This window comes from Streptomyces sp. NPDC020845 (assembly GCF_044334165.1).
GTDB lineage: Bacteria > Actinomycetota > Actinomycetes > Streptomycetales > Streptomycetaceae > Streptomyces.
Genome location: NZ_JBIRSJ010000004.1, coordinates 1 through 17205, shown reverse-complemented (window position 1 = coordinate 17205; position 17205 = coordinate 1). Strand labels below are relative to the sequence as shown.

13 protein-coding genes and 1 pseudogene are annotated in these 17205 nt (G+C 67.8%); 6 read left to right on the top strand and 8 right to left on the bottom strand.

All coding sequences use genetic code 11. The features are described 5' to 3' along the window. Window positions 1-970 precede the first annotated feature (970 nt). The 3 genes from ACH4U7_RS10240 to ACH4U7_RS10230 are packed head-to-tail and all read left to right on the top strand — an operon-like array spanning window position 971 to window position 6048. A complete protein-coding gene (locus tag ACH4U7_RS10240; protein WP_398527526.1) occupies window positions 971-1912 on the top strand; it encodes an ABC transporter ATP-binding protein in 942 nt (313 codons plus the stop codon). Continuing rightward, complete coding sequence (locus ACH4U7_RS10235; protein WP_398527525.1) at window positions 1909-3291, top strand: ABC transporter permease; 1383 nt, start codon at window positions 1909-1911, stop codon at window positions 3289-3291. The genes ACH4U7_RS10240 and ACH4U7_RS10235 overlap by 4 nt, the downstream gene beginning before the upstream one ends. 6 nt (window positions 3292-3297) lie before the next feature. Continuing rightward, the gene (locus tag ACH4U7_RS10230; RefSeq protein WP_398527524.1) at window positions 3298-6048 is read left to right on the top strand and encodes an alkaline phosphatase family protein; all 2751 of its coding nucleotides are present in this window, start codon (window positions 3298-3300) and stop codon (window positions 6046-6048) included. A 73-nt stretch (window positions 6049-6121) separates the two neighbouring features. Here ACH4U7_RS10230 and rox read toward each other — a convergent pair whose 3' ends face one another. The 6 genes from rox to ACH4U7_RS10200 all read right to left on the bottom strand — a co-directional run bounded on the left by rox (window position 6122) and on the right by ACH4U7_RS10200 (window position 12339). Then, window positions 6122-7699, bottom strand: a complete 1578-nt coding sequence (gene rox / locus ACH4U7_RS10225; protein ID WP_398527523.1) for a rifampin monooxygenase — start codon at window positions 7697-7699, stop codon at window positions 6122-6124. A gap of 268 nt (window positions 7700-7967) precedes the next feature. Then, entirely contained in the window at window positions 7968-8441 is a 474-nt protein-coding gene (locus ACH4U7_RS10220) for a nuclear transport factor 2 family protein (RefSeq protein WP_398527522.1), read from the bottom strand. A gap of 322 nt (window positions 8442-8763) precedes the next feature. Next, complete coding sequence (locus ACH4U7_RS10215; RefSeq protein ID WP_398527521.1) at window positions 8764-9324, bottom strand: TetR/AcrR family transcriptional regulator; 561 nt, start codon at window positions 9322-9324, stop codon at window positions 8764-8766. Between the two features lie 826 nt (window positions 9325-10150). Next, window positions 10151-10336, bottom strand: a complete 186-nt coding sequence (locus tag ACH4U7_RS10210; RefSeq protein ID WP_398527520.1) for a hypothetical protein — start codon at window positions 10334-10336, stop codon at window positions 10151-10153. Window positions 10337-10362: 26 nt separating this feature from the next. Then, window positions 10363-11295, bottom strand: coding sequence for an endo-beta-N-acetylglucosaminidase H (locus tag ACH4U7_RS10205; protein ID WP_398527519.1), 933 nt, complete (start codon window positions 11293-11295; stop codon window positions 10363-10365). A 354-nt stretch (window positions 11296-11649) separates the two neighbouring features. Continuing rightward, complete coding sequence (locus ACH4U7_RS10200; RefSeq protein ID WP_398527518.1) at window positions 11650-12339, bottom strand: hypothetical protein; 690 nt, start codon at window positions 12337-12339, stop codon at window positions 11650-11652. A 130-nt stretch (window positions 12340-12469) separates the two neighbouring features. On the opposite strand from ACH4U7_RS10200, the pseudogene ACH4U7_RS10195 reads away from it, so the two are divergent. The 3 genes and pseudogenes from ACH4U7_RS10195 (at window position 12470) to ACH4U7_RS10185 (ending at window position 14805) form a co-directional block, all read left to right on the top strand. Beyond that, window positions 12470-12699, top strand: a pseudogene (locus ACH4U7_RS10195) (e9imm peptide). A 263-nt stretch (window positions 12700-12962) separates the two neighbouring features. Next, window positions 12963-13463: an RDD family protein gene (locus ACH4U7_RS10190; protein WP_398527517.1), complete on the top strand. Its 501-nt coding sequence runs from the start codon at window positions 12963-12965 to the stop codon at window positions 13461-13463. A gap of 46 nt (window positions 13464-13509) precedes the next feature. After that, complete coding sequence (locus ACH4U7_RS10185; RefSeq protein ID WP_398527516.1) at window positions 13510-14805, top strand: DUF1266 domain-containing protein; 1296 nt, start codon at window positions 13510-13512, stop codon at window positions 14803-14805. A 345-nt stretch (window positions 14806-15150) separates the two neighbouring features. Here the strand turns inward: ACH4U7_RS10185 and ACH4U7_RS10180 are convergent, their stop codons facing one another. Both ACH4U7_RS10180 and ACH4U7_RS10175 read right to left on the bottom strand, forming a co-directional pair. Then, window positions 15151-16512 (bottom strand): aspartate aminotransferase family protein, encoded by a 1362-nt coding sequence (locus ACH4U7_RS10180; RefSeq protein ID WP_398527515.1) that lies wholly within the window; start codon window positions 16510-16512, stop codon window positions 15151-15153. A 2-nt stretch (window positions 16513-16514) separates the two neighbouring features. Continuing rightward, window positions 16515-16988, bottom strand: a complete 474-nt coding sequence (locus ACH4U7_RS10175) for an Lrp/AsnC family transcriptional regulator (RefSeq protein WP_014182305.1) — start codon at window positions 16986-16988, stop codon at window positions 16515-16517. Window positions 16989-17205: the final 217 nt, after the last annotated feature.

The following is a 17205-nucleotide window of genomic DNA, read 5'->3' as shown; positions in this document are numbered from 1 at the left end:
CTCGCAGGCATACGCGGAGATCCTGCCCTTCGCACGCTGAACCCTTGCCGACTCATCGCATTTGCGGCACGCGGTCTGCTGATCTCCACCGAAATGCCCCCATGGAACAGATCCGGGTTGCGGGCGCGACGACGAGCAGTAGGCGAGTACCCCCACATCACCGCTGCCCGCGGGGTGGGCGGTTTGGACGGCGGCGATCGCTGTCGGTGAAGCTGTGAGGCTGACGAAAGCGAGCCCGACTGCTGCCGCGCCCGCAGCGAACGGGGTACGCCACGTGAAGGGCCGGAGGCGCACGCTCAGCAATTTACGCGAACTCATGACGCTCCTTCGGTAAAGTCGTCGCGGCAGGTGAAATCAGTCCGCCGCTCAGGCCGTTCCTGTCTGGATTACCGGGCGACCTCAGATGTAGCAGCCCAATCCTTGTTCGCGTTCGGAGGACTGGCACCGAACAAACAACTCCTGAAAAATATGAGCATTGCGCGGACCTGAAGGGTGTCTCTATTGCCGTAGGGCGGTTGACCTGAGACTTTGTCCATCGCCCAAGTATGGACACCAGGGTGAGCCATGACGCCTCGGCGGTGACCCGGGCCGACGACCTCATGTCATCGCCGGTCCTCATGAGGCTCGTCGGGCTGTGGAGGAGACTACGGTCCGTAGCCGCCAGCGGGTGAGCACTGCCCGGTCCGCCGCATCGTGACCGTGACGCGCGGGGACTCCGAGGGCACAGCACAATTCCGCTCCGCACCCAGCCGGCATTCACTGCAACATTCACCATTGCAACTCATTAATGAGAACACCCAACTTTTCCCAAGTAATGGCAAAGATTCTGACCAAAACCCGGGCGGCCCCGCTCGGCGGCGACGTCGAGAATGCCACGTCGCTTCATGTTCTACATACATTCAACTCTCCATCCCCATGAGCGGCATGATCAATCCCATAGGGTCCTTGAGGCATTTGAAGGAAGGGACCCATGGAAGAACTCCGCGCAATCCGGGCTCGCGGTATCACGAAGAGCTTCGGTGATGTCGTCGCCCTGGACGGCATCGATCTCGATGTGACGCAGGGGCAGATCCACGGCCTGGTCGGACCGAACGGCGCCGGAAAGACGACGTTGCTCGGCCTTCTGCTGGGGCTCGCGGTGGCCGACGGCGGTCGCCTGGAGGTCCTGGGTACACCGGTCGAGCGGACACTCGCCGCTCCCGACGGTGTGGCCGGCTTCGTGGACGGCCCCGCTCTCTACCCCTCGCTCACCCCGCGGCAGAACCTCGCCGCGCTGGCCGCGCTCCGCGGCCACGACGCGCGCACGGCGGGGATCGACGACGTACTCGCCGAGGTCGGTCTCACCGACGTCGCCGACGACCGTACCCGCGGCTTCTCCCTCGGCATGCGCCAGCGGCTCGGGCTCGCCGCCGCCCTGCTGACCAAGCCCCGGCTGCTCGTGCTCGACGAACCGTCCAACGGCCTCGACCCGGCGGGCAAGAAGCATGTGCACGGTGTCCTCAACCGGCTCGCGGCCGACGGAATCGCCGTCGTGCTCTCCAGCCACAACATGGACGACCTCGAGGCGCTGTGCTCCGAGGTGACCATCCTCGCCGCCGGACGCGTCGTCTTCTCCGGCCCGCTGAGCGAGCTGGCCACCGAGAACCGTGAACTCGACTACCGGCTGGTCACCTCCGACCAGCAGGCCGCGCGCCGGCTGGCGGACGACGCGCCGGGGATCCAGGTCGTCGACGACCCCGGGATACGGCAGGAAGCCGAACTGCTCGTCGTACGCGCCTTGGTGCCCGCCCTCGACCAACTCGTGGTGCGGCTCGTGGAGAAGGGCGTCGCGCCGCGCGAGCTCACTCCCGTGGTGTCGCCGCTCGAAGCCGCGTTTCTGACCCTCACCGAGCAGCAGGAGGCGGGCAGATGACCGCGACCCTCTCCCAGAGCCGGGAACAGGAACACGACCACGAGCAGATGACCGGGGGCCGTCGCGTCCCCGTCACCCGGGCCTGTCGCTTCGAGCTCGTCAAGCTCGTCTCCCAGTGGCGAATCCGCCTGCTGGTCCTCGCCTGCTGGATCGGTCCCGCCCTCTTCGTCGCCGGGGTGAGCCAGCAGAGCACGCTTCCCGTCGACACCCTCTTCGGGCGCTGGATGCTCGCCTCCGGGTGGGCCGGGCCGCTGGTGGTGCTCGGTTTCGCGGGGACCTGGGCGCTCCCGCTGCTGACCTCGGTCGTGGCCGGTGACGTGTTCGCCTCCGAGGACCGGCTCGGCACCTGGCGCCATCTGCTCGTGGCGGTCCGCTCGCCCCGGCGGATCTTCGTGGCGAAGGCGGTGGCCAGTCTCACCGTCCTGCTGCTGCTCGTGGCCGGGCTCGCGGTCTCCAGCACCGTCGGCGGCCTGCTCGTGGTCGGCAACCAGCCGCTGGTCGGTCTCGACGGCCATCTCCTGGCACCGTCGGACGCCGCCGTTCAGGTCCTGCTCTCCTGGGTCTGCGTCCTCGCTCCGACCCTGGCGCTCGCCGCACTCGGCCACCTCGGGTCGGTCACGCTGGGACGGTCCCCGATGGGGCTGTTGGTGCCCGTGCTCGTCTCGCTCGCGATGGCGGTCGCCCAGATGCTGCCGCTTCCGGTGGCCGTGCGCGTCGCCCTGCCGAGCTACGCCTTCATCTCCTGGAACGGCCTGTTCACCAGCCCCCGGCAACTCGGGCCGCTGCTGATCGGCATCGTTATCAGCCTCGTGTGGGCCGTGGTCGCGACGGCGCTGGCGTATGTGCTCTTCGTACGGCGCGACTTCACCAACCTGACCCACGACGGTTCGGGCCGCCGCGCGATCACCGTCGGAGTCCTGCCGCTCGTCGGGGTGGCCGCCGCGTCGTTCGCGGTCGTCGCCGCGACGACCTCGGCGACGGGCTCCGGGATCGAGCAGGACAAGGTGCAGCGCTCGCTCGCCACGGCGTTCGCGCACCTGTACCGCATGCAGACCGACCAGCTCAACCGGCCCGCCGTCACCGAGGCCCAGTTGAAGGCCACGGCGTCGTGCAACAAGGGAAGCACCAGGGTCGCGGCGGAAGGCCCGGGCAACGACTGGCGCTGCGTCGTGACCTGGCATCTTCCCGGCGTCGAGGCCACAGGACAGGCCATCTACCAACTCGACGTCACTCCGGACGGGCGGTTCATGGCCGATGGCGATGGACCGAAGGAAGTGAACGGCTACTTCCTGGTGCGGACCCCCGACGGGGACGCGCCGAACCCGCTGTGGCAGTTCGACGGCAACGTCGAACTGCTCGACACCACCCCGAAGGGATAACGCTCAATGCAGGTAACTCGCCGCCGCAAGCTCGTCCAGGAAGCTCGGATCAACCTCATCCGTAGACGCATCGGCCGCCGGATACCGCTGTTGACGGCGGGCACCACCGCTGTCGCCCTCGTGGCCGCCGGCACGGCGCTCGCGCAGACCCACCAGTTCGGCACGGACCAGGTCGGCCAGGTCACCGAGAATGGCCAGGTCGTCTCCAGCAACCAGTACATCGCCCCGTACGGCGACCGTCTTGTCATCAACCAGGGCAAGATCATGTCGTCCTCGGTGAGCCCGGACGGCACGCACATGGCCGCCTCGGTCACCGACGGTGGCGCGGCCCTGGCCATCGTGGACCTGAAGAACTGGAAGACGCAGCAGCTCGTCAGCAATGCCGCGTCGTCCAACCCCCGCATCAGCAGCAACAACGTGGGCCAGGAAGGCCCGACGTACTCGCCCGACGGCAAGCAGCTGTGGCTGGGCCAGCCGGACGGCTACACCGTGTTCACCGTGAACGCGGACGGCAGCGTCTCCAGTCCGAGGACCGTCAGCATCCCGGCGCAGGGGTCCAAGCACGCCCTGGTGGGCGCGGCGGCGTTCTCGGCCGACGGCAAGATCGTGTACTCCGCGGTCAACGGCCAGAACCGGGTCGTCGCCATCGACGCCGCGACCGGGACCATCCAGCAGAGCTGGAACGTGGGCAACGCCCCGCGCGGCATGGTCGTCGTCGGCAACAAGCTCTACGTGAGCAACGAGGGCGGTCGTCCCGCCAAGCCCGGCGAGCCCACGATCAACTCGTACGGCACGCAGGTACTCGCCGACCAGAAGACCGCTGCCACCACCAGCGGCACGGTCAGCGTCATCGACCTGGCGAACCAGGACGCCGCGGTCTCCAGCATCGAGGTCGGTCTGCACCCGACCGCCGTGTACACCAAGAACGGCGTGGTGTTCGTCACCAACACCGCCGACAACAACGTGTCGGTCATCGACACGGCGAAGGACAAGGTCGTCCAGACCATCTCCACCCAGCCGTGGGCCAAGGCTCGGGTGGGCTACGAGCCCGACGCGGTGACCCTCACCGACGACGGTCACCTGCTGGTGACCCTCGGCCGCGCCAACGCCGTCGCCGTCTACAAGTACACCTCCGCGCAGGAGCCGGTCAGCTACGTCGGCCTGCTGCCCACGGACTACTTCCCCTCGGAGATCACCACCTCCGGCAACGAGGTGTACGTCTCCAACACCCGTGGCATCGACGCCCGCCGTAAGGCCACCGGCGGTCGCGGCACCCACGACACGACGTCGAGCGTGCAGAAGTTCACGCTGCCCGACGACAGCGTGATCAAGTCCTACACCGGCAAGGTCTTCAAGCAGAACGGCTGGAACGGCGAGTCGCTCAAGAAGTCCGACGGCTCCCCGGCCAAGCCGGTGCCGGTCCCGGTCAAGCTCGGCGACCCCTCGACGATCAAGCACGTCTTCCTGCTCGTCAAGGAGAACCGGACCTACGACCAGGTCTTCGGTGACGTGCCGCAGGGCAACGGCGACCCGTCGCTGGCCGAGTTCGGTGAGAACGTCACGCCGAACCAGCACGCCCTGGTCAAGCAGTTCGGCCTGTACGACAACACGTACGACATCGGCACCAACTCCGCCGAGGGTCACAACTGGCTGATGCAGGCCGACGACCCGGAGTACACCGAGTCATCGGCCGGTGAGTACGCCCGCAGCTACGACACCGAGGACGACGCCCTCGGCCACCAGAAGACCGGCTTCATCTGGACCGGCGCGCAGGCGGCCCACAAGTCCGTCCGGAACTTCGGTGAGTTCCAGCAGTTCCTGACCAAGCCGGCGGGCGCCAGCTGGCAGAACCTGTACTGCGACAGCAAGAACATGGCGGCGACCGGTCAGGACACCGCCTACCCGCTGAACTCGACCTCGCCGATCCCGTCGCTCAACGACGTGTCGGTGCACGGCTTCCCGAAGTTCGACACCAGCGTCCCGGACGTCTACCGGGCACAGATCTGGAAGAGGGACTTCGAGAAGAACGGACCGGCGAACCTGAACATGTTCTGGCTCTCCAGCGACCACACCGGTGGCCCGGTGAGCGCCGCCTCCCAGGTCGCGGACAACGACCTCGCCGTGGGCCAGATCGTCGACGAGATCTCGCACAGCAAGTACTGGAAGGACTCGGCGATCTTCGTCGTCGAGGACGACTCCCAGGCGGGTCTCGACCACGTCGACGGCCACCGTGCCCCGGTCCAGATCATCAGCCCCTGGGCCAAGCATGGCACGGTGGACAGCCACTACTACTCGCAGATCAACATGATGCGGACCATCGAGCAGATCCTCGGGATCCAGCCGATGAACCAGAAGGACACCGCGGCCACCCCGATGGCCTCGGCGTTCACCCAGCGACCGGACTTCACGCCGTTCAAGACGCTGCCCAACCGGACCTCGCTGACCGACGGTGTGAAGACCCCGCCCTCCTGTGGTCTGGACACCCCCGCGGCGCAGAGCCTGAAGGCGGCGGCCGTGCCGTCGGCCTCGGTGCCGGCGGACATGAAGGATGTCGCCGCCCAGTGGGGCCAGTGGAAGTCGAAGCAGCGGCTGACCGGTCCCAACGCCGTTCCGGACTACGCTCCCCCCGCCCAGATGAACCATCTCACGTGGTACGAGACCCACAACTGGGCGAAGCCGTACCCGGGAGAGAAGAAGATCTACGCTCCGCAGGACGTGCCGGGCGCCGCCATCCCTTCGGCGGAGAACGACGGCTGACGCAGGCTCACCTGCCGGGGTGGCCCCTGGTCGGTATCATCGCCGGTCAGGGGCCCACCTGCGAAGCGCGAGGTCAGACTGCTTGGGCGGACTGGGGTGGGCACAGCCCACCACCCGGCTTGCCGAACCAGCGGGAGAGGTGATCGTCCAGGTCCTGCTGATCGTCGCCGATCCAGGCGACGTGGCCGTCGGGGCGTAGCAGAACGCAGGGAACATCCAGTGCCGCAGTGGGGTCCGCGAGGTAATCGACCCGGTCTGACCAGCCGCCGACGGTCAGGCGTTCGGTGCGGTCCAGCAGCAGGCCGCGGCCGCGATGCAGCAGACCGTAGAGGTGGCCGTGTCTCACGTCGATGTCGGGCAGGCGGCGGCCGAGCAGGTCGGGGCCTGCGCCGAAGTCGTAGCGGATGCCGATCGCGGTGATCTTCTCGATGAGATAGCGGTTCACCTCGTCGAAGTCCATCAGTTCGGTGAGCAGCCTGCGCACGGCCTGCGGGCCCGGTTCGGTGGAGTGCAGTTCCATCTGGGCCCGGGTGTTGTCCAGCACGTCCGCGGCGACCGGATGGCGTTCGGCCTGGTAGGTGTCCAGCAGTGTTTCCGGCGCCCAGCCGCGGATCTGTGCGGCCAGTTTCCAGCCGAGGTTGAATGCGTCCTGAACGCCCAGGTTGAGGCCCTGTCCGCCGGTGGGTGGATGGATGTGTGCCGCATCGCCGGCCAGCAGCACCCGCCCGACCCGATAGCGTTCGGCCAGCCGGGTGGCATCCCCGAAGCGGGACAACCAGCGCGGGGAGTGCACGCCGAAATCGGTTCCGGCGACGGCGCGCAGCTGTTGTTTGAAATCCTCGAGGGTGGGTGGTTCCGCGCGATCGCTGACTCCCGCGGCGGGGACTACGACGCTGTATGCCCCTTCGCCGAAGGGCCTGAGCCAGAATCGCTTATTGGTCTCGCCGATTTCGGTCACCTTGGCGGCGATCTCCTCCTGCGGCACACCCACTTCCATCTCGCCCATCAGCGTTTCGGTCCGCGAGGGCTCACCGGGGAAGCCGACGCCGAGCAGTTTGCGCACCGTACTGCGCCCGCCGTCACAGCCGACGAGATAGCGCGTACGCAGCTGTTCGCCGTCGTCCAGCTCGACGGTCACACCCTCGTCGTCCTGCTCGAGATCGGCCACCGCACAATCGCGCCGGACCTGCGCACCCAGTTGGGTCGCATGTTCTTCAAGCAGGCGAACGATGACCGGTTGCGGGATGCCCAGCAGATAGGCGTGCGCGGAATCCAGGCCCTGGGGCGCGGGTTTGTTGATGGCGGCGAAGAATCCGGCGGCCGGACGCTGTCTTCCGTGTGCGCGAACGCGGTCCAGCAGTCCGCGCATTGCCATCAGCTCAAGACTGCGAATATGCAGACCGACGATGCGGACGAACGACACGGGCTCGGTTTCCTTCTCCAGAACGAGTACCCGCACATCGTGCAGCCGCAGTTCGGCGGCCAGCATCGCGCCAGTCGGCCCGCACCCGGCAATGATCACGTCGAACATGAGGGGCGCGCGATCGGCGCCGGAGGCCGACGACCGGAGCCCGGGGACGTCGCTCACGGTGAAGTCGCGCTCGACCGTATCGTTCGAGGACGGCTCGGTGGTGAACTGCGGAGAGTCCATAGGTGTTGCCTTTCGGGAGTGCCTTGTTGTGGAGGCGCTCCCGGCGACACCTACGTCAATCGCCGGCCGTGGCGGGAAGGGGGAGCACCCACGTCGATACTGCGTTCATGGGTCTCACCTCCTCGGGCGGTGTCACGGTCCGCTGTAAGCTACAAGCCCGAGCATCACCCCGTCCAATCCTTTCCCAGCCACGTGATCACGACTCCGAACGAGCCCGTGCGGTTGCAGGGGGAATCGGCGTGGCGGCCCGGCTGGTCCCGGGGAAGGGCTACCGCTGTGCGGCAGCCTGGCGCAGATGGCGACTCACATCGCCGACCAGGTTGATACGGACCCGTCGCGCTACGAATCGCCACTGCCCATCACGGCGCTCGAAGCGGTCGTGGTACCGACCGCCGGCGATGGGTTGCAGCGGCAGGTCGGGCAGCGCCTGCATCACGGTGACGTACGAACGCGAGACCGCCGTGTTCGCCTGTTCGTCGACCTCGATGGCCACATTGGTGGTGACATGCTGGGTTCGCGGCGTGCCGTCGGCGTAGACGATCAGAGTGTCCTGGAACATCTTCTCGATCGCATCGCGCCCGCTCACCGGCTCGCCACTGCCTGTGAAGGTGGCGTCAGCGAGAAGGTTGCCGAGCCCTGCGAAATCGCCGTCGTCCACGAGCTCGGCGTATCGTGCGATCAGGTTCTCGATGGCCCGGTAGCTCGATGCCGGATCGGCGGGCATGCGGGTGGATGTGGCCATGGTCTCCTCCAAGCGAGACGGGCGATCTTCAGCGCGCTGCCCCGCGACAACAAGGCGCGGCATGAGCGCGAAGGCATCGAAGGCCGGGCACACCAGTCCGTACGGGACCTTTTCGCCCCTTCCTGCCGCGCAGCACCCATAAGTTGCTCGTCGCGCTGTTCGCTACACCCGTCTCCTGGAGAACCGTTGTCCCAGATACCTGCCAGCGACGTCGATCTCTACACCGAATCGGCGCGCGCCGACCGTACCAAATCCATGCCGAGCTCCGGGCTCTCGGGCCTGTGGTGCACCTGTCCCGCTACGACCTCTACGCGTTGCCCCGCTACGACGAGGTGCGCGCGGCACTGATGGATTGGCAGACGTTTTCGTCAGCGCGTACCCCTTCGTAACCGGCGGTTGATCCCCGGCGTCGGCGGCTTCCGTGCCGAGCAGGACGGACAGCGTCTCCCGCACGATCCGCGAGCCCGCTGGGCATGCGCTCCCCGTACCGTTCGACCAGACTCGCGGTCAGCAGGTCTTGCAGGGAGTAGCGCCTCTCCCGGACGTACTCGGCGGCGGGTTCCTGGCCCGTGACCGCCTCGGCCAGCAGCACGCTGTGCACGGTAGCGAGCGAGGGATGGTCCTGTTCGAAGGCTACGGTCGCGGCGAAGTCGGCCGCCCAGTCCTCACCGAGCCGCCGGTCGGCCAGATGCTCGCGGTGGAGCTGCTCACGGAAGTTGAGGATCCCCAGCAACAGCCGCTTCTTACTGGGGAAGTAGTGCAGAACGCCCTGCCGGGTGAGGCCGGCTCGCTCGGCCACCGCGTCGATGGAGGTGCCCTTGAACCCGCGGGCGGTCAGGACCTCCAGCGCCGCCTCCAGGATCTGCTCACGCCGCCCCGACACCACGTCGCGCCCTTCCGGCGTAGGAGAGGTGCCCGCACACGATACGTACGAGTGTCGGAGCAGGTCGAGAGGGCGTACCGGGATTACTCTCAACGCTCCATCACGGCGAGGGCGGCAGGGTGGCTTCCGGAGGGCCGCCGCATCGCGGACGTCGGCCGAGTTCACGATCTCGGCGAACAGGCGTACCTCCCTGGTGAGCGGCCCGCCCTCGTGGATGGCGTTGCGGCCGCGGATGCCACCCGCGCCGGCGACCCGGGTCGGCCCGAGGCCGGCCGCACTGCCGCATGGCAGGACCAGGCCCAGGGTCGCCGTAGGTGGCGAACACCTGCCGGCGGCGGGCGAAGACCTGCTGGTCGCCGCCGGCCATGACGAACAGGGTGCCCTGTCCGGCGGCCCGGCCGCCGCCGGGCCGACACCGTGGCGCAGGGCGCCCGTCCAGCAGGGTTTGAGTGCCGACCACGTTGGTGAGCACGAACTCGCTCGCGCCGCGATCGAGCGGTCCACATGCGGCGCGTCCAGGACGGAGACACCGGATGCACGAACCGGCGCCTCCAAACGTCGGCAGGTGCCGGGGTGGACGGTGGTCCCCCCGCCCCGGCGTGGTCCCGGCGAGGACACCGTCCGGCCCGGTGGCCACCTGCTCGACATCGGCGTCATCGACCGCACACAGGCACACCAGTTCACTCAAAGCTGCCAGTCCGGCGGGCGATCCGGTCGCCCGGTGCCGCCGCCCACGAACGGGGCGAGTGTGGCGCACCTGCGGGCCCACAAGGGCGCCTCGTGTCCCGCGCCGAGAATGCGGCGGGCCACGGGCGCGTCCTGGCTATCAGGCCCGATGAAGCCCTCGTTGCGACTGTTGCTGCTGGGCCTGTTCGTCCGACCAGTCCTCGTCGAGGTCGTCGGAAGCACCCAGGCCAGGGGCCTCGGCGGATTCGTCCCAGATCTGCCAGCAGGCGTGGATGCCGGAGAGCCGGTCCTCGAGGGGACGATCGCAAAGCCCCAGGCCAACCACGTACGGCAGTAAGGCGTACCGTCGCCTTACGGCGTGTAGACGGCGTCGCTGCCGTACAGTTCCCTGGTGAACGCGGAGACATCGGCGCTGCGATTGGCGCCGTCGAGGTTGTACGTCAGATAGACGCCATACCCCTCGCTGACGGTGCGGCGGGCGAGGTCGGCGGCCGCGCTCTGCGAGGTCCGGCCGATCTCGACAGCCGCCGGCGACAGCTTCGACTTGGGCAGTGCCACGCGGGGAACCTGCCAGGTGCCGTAGTACGGGTTCCAGGCGTAGTCGAACTTGGACGAGACGTCGACGCCGCCGTAGGAGAGGCGCGACGCGGCCGGGCCGATGTTGTAGAGGCTGATGATCTTGTCCGGCATGTTCGCGCGCAGCGCCGTCACCAGGTGCACGAACGAGCTGTCGTTGGGCTGGCCTGTGCCGTTGTTGCCGTATTCGGCGTACTCGTCGTCGAAGTCGATCCCGTCGAGGCCGTACTTGGCCACGGCGTCCGACAGTTTTTTCGCGAACGTCGAAGCCGCTTGCTGGGAAGGGAAGTTGGCGAAGCCCGCGCCCTGATGGTTGCCGAGCACCGAGAGGACGACCTTGATGCCCTTCCGCTGCAACGGCCGTATCTCCGTGGCGGCGTTGTCGAGGACGCGCTGCACGTTCTCGTTGAAGTGCAGATACGCCGCCTTCGTACCCGTGTCGTAGTTGATGTTCGCCGCGAAGACCACGGCCACGTCGAAGACGTTGCCGCCGCCGTTGGCGAGGGTGTACTTGCCGACGTTCAGCATGCTGTTGTTGTTCACCTCGACGTACGCCACCGAGGTCGGCCCCTGTTTCGCGGGAGCGGGAGCGGGGGACGCTGCCGCGCCGGTCGCGGCGGTCGCGGCGGTCCCGCCGAAGGCGAGGGCCGCGACCGCCGAGAGCGCGAACGCGGCCGTCCGCATTCTGCTCCGTACCAGAGTTAACATCGTTGACCGGTCTCCCCTCGCATGGGTCGGCGCCCGATCTGTTCGAAAGCGCCGAGTGAGCCCTCCAAGTCTTTCGCTCCCGTAACCGAATCCCGAGAATCGCGCGCGAACTCTTCACGACTCCCACGCACGTCACGCCGCGCCCCGGCAGCTGGGCAATGAAGTGTGTGCGTCCAGGTCCACGGTCGACATTGCGAGTGCCGATACATCATCCACGCAGGTCGCAACCTTGATCACTGATCTTCGGCTGCGCTCGACGCTCGCCCCGGCGTCGTCACCTGCACAGGGCACCGGGGCATCATGATCCGTCGTGCTGCTGCGTCTGCCCGATCCTGCGCCGGCACCACAACCTGCTCAAGCGCCGCCATGCCGTGACCCGCGTCCCGGAAGCGTCGCGGACGCCCGGCCACCATCCGGTCGGTCCGAACCCTGGGCCAAGCCACTCCGCTCCGCGCTCCCGGATGTGGCGCCATGCATCCGTGAGCCGCCAGCTGCGCGGCTCCTCTGCCGGGCGCCTTCGACTGCGGGTGACTTCAGCAGCAGCTGTTCGGAGCCGTCGAGGAAGCCGTCCTCACGCGCTGGGATCGCCTTGCGCCGGGCGATGGTGTCCTGGGCCGGGTGGCTGGTCACCCGGTGCGCCGCGGTCCGATAGGTGCCCTTGCTGTGGCGGTGGACAGAGCGGTCGAAAGCATCGGCATCGAGGATGTCGCCTTCCTCAATGGCCTCGGCGCGAGCGCTCATCAACTCGGCGATGAAATCGCTGACGTAGGCCAACTCCAGTTCCGTCCAGTCCAGCTCCATGCCGCGCACGCTGGGATCGAGCCCGTCCTTACCGAGCCGTTCGAGGTAATAGGCCAGATAGGCGCGCTCGGCGTCGTAGAGGATGGCGAAGGATTCCGGGTCAGCGGCCAGGCGGTCCATGACGCGCCTGAGCGGAGCCGGGCCGCTTCCCTCGTAGTAGAAGATGGTGTGGGCCTCCCGTGGACGCGCGTAGGCAGCCAGCCGGCTACCGCCCTCCGAGTAGGACGCCTCCTCGGTGAGCATGGCAGGGCGGCCGTCGGGTGCGACCGCCGCCCATCAGCCGTGTGTCCACGCCAGTCTTGCAGGAGCGGCGGCGCAGACTTACCACCGCCGAACATGCGTCTCGCCAAGTTGACCTCGTTGAGGGGGCCCGATGAGTGCAGCGGGGATGAGCCGAGCCGAGGCAGTTGCCCTTGTGCAGAGGATCATGGATGCGGACTACGCCTCGGAAGAAGAGGCGGACAATTGGCTGGACATGCTCGACAGGGCCCTGGCATGTCCAGCGGACACGTCAGTGGCCTGATCTTCTGGCCACCGGAACGGGAGCTCTCCGCCGACGAGGTAGTCGATCACGCCCTGGCATATCGGCCGATCGCCCTGTGACAGCGTCTCCGTGCCGTGAATTCGCGGCCCGGCAGGCACTCGAACGCAGCCACCTCGTCGAGCGCCCCGAGCTCAGCGCCGCCTGAGCCACCTCAACCGATCCACAGGATCTGACAATTACTCGGGTCTTCACCGCAATAGCCCGAGTACGCCAGCGAAACCCGACCGATCGGCGGTCATCCGCACCTTCCCCGCGGTCCACCGTGGCCACGTCCAGGAACCCGGGTTGTGACCCGGTCGGATGCTGCTGTTGGATCACGTGTGTGGAGCTTCAACAACCGATCGCGGACAGCCCGTACGGGTATCCCGGCTGGCGCAGTGTCCCCTACGTGGGTGAGCGCCGGGGGGCGGGGCCGGGTGAGGATGCGCTGGGCCGTTTTGGCGCCCGCCTGACCGCCCGGGTGCTCGATATCGGCGTCCTGGCCGTCGCCGTGTTCCTGGCGAGCGTGCTTACCGACTTCGCCGGGGACGTCTTGCCGGCGCTCTTCGTCATGGTCGTGGTCGGCGGGTACGAGCCAGTGCTGACCGCGGTGTACGGGGCCACGCTGGGCAAGCGGCTGTGCGGGCTGCGGGTCGTCCGGCGGGGCGACGGCGGCGGGCTGGGCTTCGGCCGGGCGCTGTGGCGCTGGGTCTGCGTGCTGGTCGGGTGCGCCGTGCCGGTTCTGGGGGTCGTCAATCTACTGCGGTGCGCCTGGGACCGGCCGTACCGCCAGTGCCTCCACGACAAGGCCGCGGACACCGTCGTCCGCCGCGCACAGCGCTGAAACCCGCGTCGAAAGCACTGATCTTGCGCTCGATATCGTGTTCGGCATGGGGTTGTGGAAGAAGAACACGTCCGCCGCGCAGCAGCCGGTGTGGGGGTGGCAGGAGTGGGACCGGCAGGGGTGGCAGCCGCCAAGTGCCATCGAGCAGCGGCTGCTGGAGGCGAAGTCACGCGGTGACTGGGCCGGATATCTCGAGGCGGCGGTCCACACGGACCTGTTCTTCGCCGATCAGCGGGCGCGCGCCGACTCCCGCCCCGGCACGGTCCGCTTCACCCCACAGTGGAACCCCCATCTGCGGGCCGAATGCCTGGCTCTCTTCACGGAGGGAATCCTTCCACCGCCCGACCCGGAGCTGATCTTCCAGTCCATGACGCTGGAGTGGTACGCGAGCGTCTGGGACGAGAAGGAAGCGCCGTGGATCGCCATCAACCCCGGCACCCCCTGCGAAGCCTTCCTCCCCGCAGCCACCCCGGAGGCCAGGGCCGTCTGGCGACGGCACACCCACGACGGCGACGGCTGCTGCCACGCCCACCCCCACGGCCGGCTCCGCGGCCTGTCCGTTGGCGGGCCGCTCCAGGGCCCGGTCGCGTTCGGCCTGGCCTGCGCGGCACTGCTCTTCGTCAAGAACGGCGAGCTGTGGAACTCCATGGCCCACCACGGCAACGGCTACAACGACGAGAAGAGCAGGCTCAAGAAGTGGTGGGGGGTGACCTGCCCGGAGGAATGGGCCGACACCCAACAGCGCCTGCTCGACGCCGACATGGTCAGCCCGGTGTGGGAGTTCGCGCTGAGCGTGCGCCGTTCCCTCGCCCAGGACTTCGCCGGCTCAGTCGAAGTGGACCACTGGCGGCAGGTCGCCGAGCGCGTACTGCGCCACAACGCCGCCCAGGCCGCCGAGCCCCGGATCACCTCCGACGGAGTCACCCCGGCACGCCTCCGCAGCACCGCCGAAGTCGAGCCCCAGGTCGCCGGAGTACAACGACTCATCGGACGGATCGCCCGCTACGAGGCCCGGTTCCGCGCCGACGGGCTGCTGGCCGACAACGCCTTCGTCCGTTCCGTGGAAGCATGGGACTACGGGCGGGCCTCCGGCATGGCCCGCTGGGGCCTGGCCACCCGCTACTGCACGCTCCAGGAGGCCGAGCAGGCCGTGGTCGCCGCCGGCCGCGCCTCCCGCCACAACTACCGCTCTTGGCAGGCGTTCTCCGCCGCCTACATCCTCGGGCGCTGTCTGCACTTCGACGAGGAGGAGTTCGGCAGCTGGTACGAGGACATGCTCACCGCACACCGTGTCCTCACCACCGACCCGGCCAGCCCCTGGCTCACCATCCCCTGGAACTGACGACCGGGCAATCACACACGCAGTGCGCGGCGGCCGTGCAACTCGGCGGGGACAAGGCCGGTCGATGCCCCGTTCGCAGCAGTTGCACGGCGAAGTCGAGCCTCCGGTGGGACGCCTTCGCGCCGCTGGCGACGTCGATGCGGATATCGACACCACTGTCCCCCAAGCCGATCACCACGACACCAGCCGCCGGCACTGGCCCACCTGGCCGCGACCACCACGCGACCGCCACGCCGAAGCACACGGAAAAGGCCGCCCCCGCATCTCTGCGGAAACGGCCTTTGACCCGCGAAAACGCTGGTCGGGACGGCAGGATTTGAACCTGCGACCCTTTGACCCCACCCCTCAGAGCTTGGTCCACGCCTCCGTCAGCACCCCGCGCAGCACCTGCTCGATCTCGTCGAACACCGGCTGGTCGGCGATCAGCGGCGGCGCGAGCTGGACGACCGGGTCACCGCGGTCGTCGGCCCGGCAGTACAGGCCGTTCTCGAACAGCGCCTTGGAGAGGAAGCCGTAGAGGACCCGCTCGGTCTCCTCCTCGTTGAAGGACTCCTTGGTGGCCTTGTCCTTCACCAGCTCGATGCCGTAGAAGAAACCGTTCCCCCGGACATCGCCGACGATCGGCAGATCGTGCAGCCGCTCCAGGGTGGACCGGAACGCGCCCTCGTTGTCCAGCACATGCTGGTTGAGGCCCTCCCGCTCAAAGATGTCGAGGTTGGCGACGCCGACCGCCGCCGAGACCGGGTGGCCGCCGAAGGTGTAGCCGTGCAGGAAGGTGTTGTCGCCGCGGTAGAAGGGCTCGGCGAGCCGGTCGGAGACGATGCACGCGCCGATCGGGGAGTAGCCCGAGGTCATGCCCTTGGCGCAGGTGATCATGTCCGGGACATAGCCGAACTTGTCACAGGCGAAGATCGTGCCCAGCCGTCCGAAGGCGCAGATGACCTCGTCCGAGACCAGCAGGACGTCGTACTGGTCGCAGATCTCGCGGACCCGCTGGAAGTACCCGGGCGGCGGCGGGAAGCAGCCGCCCGCGTTCTGCACCGGCTCCAGGAACACCGCGGCCACCGTGTCCGGGCCCTCGAAGAGGATCTGCTGCTCGATCTGGTCGGCGCACCAGCGGCCGAACGCCTCGGGGTCGTCACCGTGGATCGGCGCCCGGTAGATGTTGGTGTTGGGCACCTTGTGCGCACCGGGCACCAGCGGCTCGAACGGGGCCTTCAGCCCCGGCAGTCCGGTGATGGACAGGGCGCCCTGAGGGGTGCCGTGGTAGGCGACCGCCCGGGATATCACCTTGTACTTGGTGGGCTTGCCGGTGAGCTTGAAGTACTGCTTGGCCAGCTTCCAGGCGGTCTCGACCGCCTCACCGCCGCCGGTGGTGAAGAAGACCTTGTTGAGGTCGCCGGGGGCGTGGCCGGCGAGCCGCTCGGCGAGCTCGACGGCCTTGGGGTGGGCGTAGCTCCACACCGGGAAGAAGGCGAGCTCCTGGGCCTGCTTGTACGCGGTCTCCGCGAGCTCGACGCGGCCGTGGCCCGCGTTGACCACGAACAGCCCGGCGAGGCCGTCGATGTACCGCTTGCCCTTGTCGTCGTAGATGTACGTGCCCTCACCGCGCACGATCGTGGGCACGGGGGCGTTCTCGTACGACGACATGCGGGTGAAGTGCATCCACAGGTGGTCGTACGCCGTCTTGGAGAGGTCGGCGCTCATTGCTATCTCGTTCCCCAGGTATAGGTCTGCTTCCGGAGCTTGAGGTAGACGAAGCTCTCGGTGGAGCGCACACCGGGCAGCGTGCGGATCCGCTTGTTGATCGTGTCGAGGAGGTGATCGTCGTCCTCGCAGACGATCTCGATGAGGAGATCGAATGAGCCTGCGGTGACGACTACGTACTCGACCTCGTCCATGACGGTCAGCGCGTCCGCGACCGGGTCGAGGTCACCATCCACGTTGATGCCGACCATCGCCTGGCGCCGGAACCCCACAGTGAGAGGATCGGTGACGGCGACGATCTGCATCACGCCCTGGTCGAGCAGCTTCTGCACGCGCTGCCGCACGGCTGCCTCGGACAGCCCCACGGCCTTTCCGATGGCGGCATACGGCCTGCGACCGTCCTCCTGGAGCTGCTCGATGATCGCCAGGGATACGGAGTCGATCGACGGCGTGCCGTTCTTGTCAGGTGTGGCCACGCACCTCACTGTGCACGAGGGTTGACTGTCCCGCAACCCTCGATCAATGAATTTCGTCGTCCAGGCGCCGCCAGATCACTGATTCCGTTGTTCTGCTGCGGCGGGCATATTGAAAGCGTCGTCCCGCGGACTACTGTGGGTGTCTCACCCATCGGACACCTGACAGGGAGGGGTGGCACGTGACCACCGAACTGCGTCGTCTGCGCAACTACATCGA

What these genes read in the sequence shown, in the direction of transcription:
- ACH4U7_RS10240 (WP_398527526.1), top strand. Translation starts at nt 971, where the DNA reads ATGGAAGAACTCCGCGCAATCCGGGCTCGCGGTATCACGAAGAGCTTC.
- ACH4U7_RS10235 (WP_398527525.1), top strand. Translation starts at nt 1,909, where the DNA reads ATGACCGCGACCCTCTCCCAGAGCCGGGAACAGGAACACGACCACGAG.
- ACH4U7_RS10230 (WP_398527524.1), top strand. Translation starts at nt 3,298, where the DNA reads ATGCAGGTAACTCGCCGCCGCAAGCTCGTCCAGGAAGCTCGGATCAAC.
- rox (WP_398527523.1), bottom strand. Translation starts at nt 7,699, where the DNA reads ATGGACTCTCCGCAGTTCACCACCGAGCCGTCCTCGAACGATACGGTC.
- ACH4U7_RS10220 (WP_398527522.1), bottom strand. Translation starts at nt 8,441, where the DNA reads ATGGCCACATCCACCCGCATGCCCGCCGATCCGGCATCGAGCTACCGG.
- ACH4U7_RS10205 (WP_398527519.1), bottom strand. Translation starts at nt 11,295, where the DNA reads ATGTTAACTCTGGTACGGAGCAGAATGCGGACGGCCGCGTTCGCGCTC.
- ACH4U7_RS10200 (WP_398527518.1), bottom strand. Translation starts at nt 12,339, where the DNA reads ATGCTCACCGAGGAGGCGTCCTACTCGGAGGGCGGTAGCCGGCTGGCT.
- ACH4U7_RS10185 (WP_398527516.1), top strand. Translation starts at nt 13,510, where the DNA reads ATGGGGTTGTGGAAGAAGAACACGTCCGCCGCGCAGCAGCCGGTGTGG.
- ACH4U7_RS10180 (WP_398527515.1), bottom strand. Translation starts at nt 16,512, where the DNA reads ATGAGCGCCGACCTCTCCAAGACGGCGTACGACCACCTGTGGATGCAC.